Origin of the sequence: Methanosarcina spelaei (genome assembly GCF_002287235.1) — an archaeon.
GTDB classification, from domain to species: domain Archaea; phylum Halobacteriota; class Methanosarcinia; order Methanosarcinales; family Methanosarcinaceae; genus Methanosarcina; species Methanosarcina spelaei.
In genome coordinates this window covers 1-1,100 of the sequence record NZ_LMVP01000303.1, presented here as the reverse complement: position 1 = coordinate 1,100, position 1,100 = coordinate 1, and the positions used below count along the sequence as shown (strand labels likewise).

Genomic DNA, 1,100 nt, shown 5'->3' with positions numbered 1-1,100 from the left:
ATGACGTCGAGCTTGTAAGATATGCAACAAGAGTAGTGTATATTAGAGACGGTGAGATTGAAAAAATTGAAACACGTCAGAAAAATGAACATGAGGGATTAAAATGAAAAAGCTCTCTTTGGTAACATTAATACTGTTGTTCTCTTCTGCATTTATATGCCTTGGAGTCGGGACAGCACTCGGCGCAGCAAATGTTGATATAAATTCCTCGTCTATGCAGACAAATTTAACTAACCAAAGCTCTAGTATGTACTTGGGGGATGACACAGCACTTAGCGCATCAAATGGGAATATAAGTTCTTCATCTGTGCAGGAAAACGTAACTAATCAAAAATCGAATACGGTTAAAACCGGAACAACACTTAGTGCATCAAATGGAAATATAAATTCTGCAACTGTACAGGTAAGTGTAACTAATCAAAGCCCTGACGCTGCGCGACCTGGAGAACCTGTTGAACTTACTCTCAGTGTGCAGAATATAGGAAACGATGACCTCAAAGACATAAAGGTGGCACTTAATCCGGAATATCCTTTCAGTAAACTTTCCGGAGAAGACCTTGAAAAGAGCATCTCTTACCTAAATGCAAGACAGGATGATGACGATGCTGGAGTTTTGAAATTCAAACTCATGACTGATGCCAACGCGTCGGAAGGCACATATGATCTTGATATTGTCACCACCTATAAGAGTGGGTCCTCGTCAAATACGATTACAACTACGAAAACAATTCAGTTAGAGGTTCAGGGTAAAGAATATGCTCAGGTTGTGACCGTAAGCAAGGCTGATATTGATATCGCAAAGGAAGAACCTCTTGAATTTATTGTGACAAACACGGGAACTTCCCCGCTGAAAAACCTGGTTTTCTCCTGGAATGACCCGAAAGGCGTGGTTTTACCTGTATACTCCGACAACACAAAACATATCAAGTATCTGGGAGCAGATCAATCCGTAAAAGTCGACTATACCGTAATGGCAGATGTAAGCGCTACTCCAGGACTTTATACTTTGAACGTGAACCTCTCGTATGAAAATTCGGACTCCAATTCGAAAAATATTCAGACCACAGCAGGACTTTTTGTAGGAGGAACAACGGATTTCG

General features: G+C 40.8%; 1 protein-coding gene. It reads left to right on the top strand.

Features of this window, described 5'->3' with window-relative positions:
• Positions 1-103: 103 nt before the first annotated feature.
• The coding region (locus ASJ81_RS13365) for a COG1361 S-layer family protein (RefSeq protein ID WP_245860137.1) at positions 104-1,100 on the top strand (997 nt) is incomplete at its 3' end.